The organism is Marinicrinis lubricantis (assembly GCF_042658665.1).
GTDB lineage: Bacteria > Bacillota > Bacilli > Paenibacillales > KCTC-33676 > Marinicrinis > Marinicrinis lubricantis.
Map to the genome: position 1 here is coordinate 1 of NZ_JBHSQV010000015.1, position 3,090 is coordinate 3,090.

Genomic DNA, 3,090 nt, shown 5'->3' on the forward strand with positions numbered 1-3,090 from the left:
TGGAGCTCACGTCAATACCGACAAATAGCTTCAATGGAATTCCTCCTTTCGTGTGGGATTCAGGGACTAGACTTTTCGGCATGCCCCTAGCGCGCTCGCAGCTCAATCACCCTCGCATATGAGAACATCCTTCGATCCACGAGCTGCCTCGAAGCTGCTATCTTCGAGCGTGGGTTGCCGAAGGGAACAGCCAGCGGGTAAGAAGTTCAAACGAGACGCCAGGGAAACAGACTTTTTATGTAGACGGTGCTACAGGGGGTGAAAAGAGTTTCCCCGAATGTTCCCTAAGGAATATTTTCTAGGGGCATCCCGAAAAGTCCAGTCCCAATATTCATTTTTCAAAGAACAACAGCTGGAAATTTTAAAGGCTCGCTCCAGTCCCCTAAGGGACTGGAAATCATTTAGAAGTTGGCTACAAAACATATGATACGAGGAGGTTTCAGCATGAAGAAGTCTGCAGCAAAGATGTTGGCGATTCTCTTCATCGTGACAGCACTGATTACATCGTTGGCGGCTTGTGGAAATCATAACAATGAGAACAATTCGGGCAACAACTCCGGTACGAAAACCGACAACGGCAAAGATCCAATTACATTCAGTTGGTCTACGGGTCCGATTTCCGGATGGAATGAGATGAATGACGACGTCGGACGAGAAATAACGAAGAAAACAGGCGTTACCTTGAAAGCGGAAATCTCTATGGATGCCAACCGAATTGCACTGATGATTGCAAGCGGTGATTATCCGGACTTGATTTCTCCGACAGGAGATGCCAGCAAATTGGTGGATGCTGGGGCATTAATAGATTTGACGGATCTGATAGAAGAGCATGGCCCAAATTTGAAGAAAGTTTACGGTGAATACATGGAGCGCCTGAAATGGAGCAAGGATGATGAATCGATCTATATCCTTCCCTCCTTGAACGGTGTAGGTCAACAATATATGGATATTGCAGGTTCCTTTCATGTTCAGCATGCAGCGTTAAAGGAAGCAGGTTATCCAGCAATGAAAACGGTTCAAGATTATGAACGCGTGATTCAGCAGTATGTTGAGAAGCATCCTACGACAGCTGACGGTCAGCCGACGATTGGTTTATCGGTGCTCGCAGATGATTGGAGAATCATGATCGGAGTCACAAACCCTGCCTTCTATACGACAGGAGCGCCAGACGATGGCGAATTTCATATTCATCAAAAAACGTATGAAGTCACTTATCACTATAGGCGCCCGGAGGAAAAAGAATATTTCCGCTGGCTGAACCATATGAACGACATCGGCTTGCTCGATCCAGAAGCATTTGTACAGAAGGAAGACCAATATAAAGCAAAAATTGCATCCGGCCGCATTGTTGGTGTCATTGACCAGGACTGGGGCTTTAACGATGCGGTCAATTCATTGAAGGCTGAAGGAAAATACGAGCAAACTTATGCCCACTTCCCTATAACTTTGTCCGAAGAGTATAAAGATCACTCCCTGCAAAACACTGGCTTTTTGGCTGGATGGGGTATCGGTATCACGACAGAGTGTGAAGATCCCGTTCGTGCAATTCAATTTCTGGATTGGTTAGCGTCAGAAGAAGGTCAAGTGCTGATTAACTGGGGAATTGAGGACAAACATTATAAGTATGATGAAAATGGCGTGCGCTACATTCCTGAAAACGTACTAGATCGGAAAAATAACGACAATGCTAATTTCACCAAAGAAACAGGCATTGGTTCATACGGTATTTCTGCCCGTTATGGCGACGGAGTCAAGGATTCCACGGGTAACTATTTTACAACAACCTTCCCCGAGCAAGTGATTGATAACTACAGCGATGCGGAGAAAGAAACACTAGCTGCATACGGTGTTGAAAGATGGATTGAATTGTGGCCGCAGCCGGATGAATTTCCAGTCAAGGCTTGGGGCGCAGCTTGGGATATTTCTTATCCAAGTGATTCCGATCTGGCAATTCTATTCAAAACGATGGAAGAAATTACAAGAAGACGTATTCCAGAAATCATCTTGGCGAATCCAGCGGATTTCGATTCGTTGTGGGACGACTACATGACTGAGCTGGAGAAAAATGATGTAGAAAAGATGGAAGACGAATATGAAACATATGTAAAAGCAAGAGTTGACCATTGGGGCGGAGAGGTAAAATAATCGTTACTCATTGTGCAATTAAGGCTCTTGAAGGTGAACAAGTGATCGAAAAAGATGTTTGTTTCTTTTATAACGCTGAAATTACTCAAGGAAGCTGGAGTTTTAAACAGAAGAAAAGCTAAAACAAATTGGAAATCATACATTCTCCTTCTAAATCTCCGAGACTAACTAAAATTATTGTGAAAATGAACAGAGTTTGTCTCCCTGTTCCTTTTTAATTATTTCAACGGGTTTTCAACACCAATTCCATCCATATTTGAAAATACTACATTCCCGAATTCATCATATAGCTTAATATCTATAGGAAGCTCCAAATTGGCCTCCACCCAAAAATAAGTTTGATTATTATATGTTAAATAATTTATTTCGTTATTTGGTACTCCTTTTATTTCTACCGATTTATAATTATTTGTATTGATTCTACCAAATAGTATGTTCTTAGTTCCATCATTCAAATTCAAAGAATATACCCACTGCAACAGATCGTTGTCCCCAATTAACTTTTCAATTTTCTCCAAATCATTATCCTTTATAGAGATGAATTGTATCTCCTCATTCTTATTTTTGCTTATAGCCGCATAAAGCCGGTAGTCTTCATCATAGACAATCCCTTTTAAAGATTCTCTGTTTATTTCAATAGATTCATCTTCAATAATTTCATAAATTGTCTTATGGTGGGGGAATAAATACATGTACAACATAAACGCAACTGCAAACAATAGAACAATAGCTACACTTCTTTGTAATACTCTTTGTAATTGCTTTCTCTTTCCATTCTGTTTGTACAAGAAAGTTCACTCCTTGTTAAAAATATTATAGGAGCCATTCCTGTAATGAAGTAATTTGCTCTTTGAAAAGAAAAAGCGCCTCCTGTATGCTGGGTCTCGGAATGGTTCGACATTCACTGCCCTAATTGAAGGAGGACGCTCAATATGAAGTATAAAC

Annotated in this window: 2 protein-coding genes; one reads left to right on the plus strand and one right to left on the minus strand. The window is 41.4% G+C overall.

Going from position 1 to position 3,090, the window contains the following annotated elements:
* Nucleotides 1-444: 444 nt before the first annotated feature.
* Nucleotides 445-2,145: an ABC transporter substrate-binding protein gene (locus ACFPXP_RS02710; RefSeq protein WP_379892150.1), complete on the plus strand. Its 1,701-nt coding sequence runs from the start codon at nucleotides 445-447 to the stop codon at nucleotides 2,143-2,145.
* Between the two features lie 218 nt (nucleotides 2,146-2,363).
* Here the strand turns inward: ACFPXP_RS02710 and ACFPXP_RS02715 are convergent, their stop codons facing one another.
* On the minus strand, nucleotides 2,364-2,933 hold the full coding sequence (locus tag ACFPXP_RS02715) for a hypothetical protein (RefSeq protein ID WP_379892152.1): 570 nt from the start codon (nucleotides 2,931-2,933) through the stop codon (nucleotides 2,364-2,366).
* Between the last annotated feature and the right edge of the window lie 157 nt (nucleotides 2,934-3,090).

Excerpts from the sequence above, each read along its gene's own strand:
- ACFPXP_RS02710 (WP_379892150.1), top strand. The coding sequence starts at position 445 with ATGAAGAAGTCTGCAGCAAAGATGTTGGCGATTCTCTTCATCGTGACA.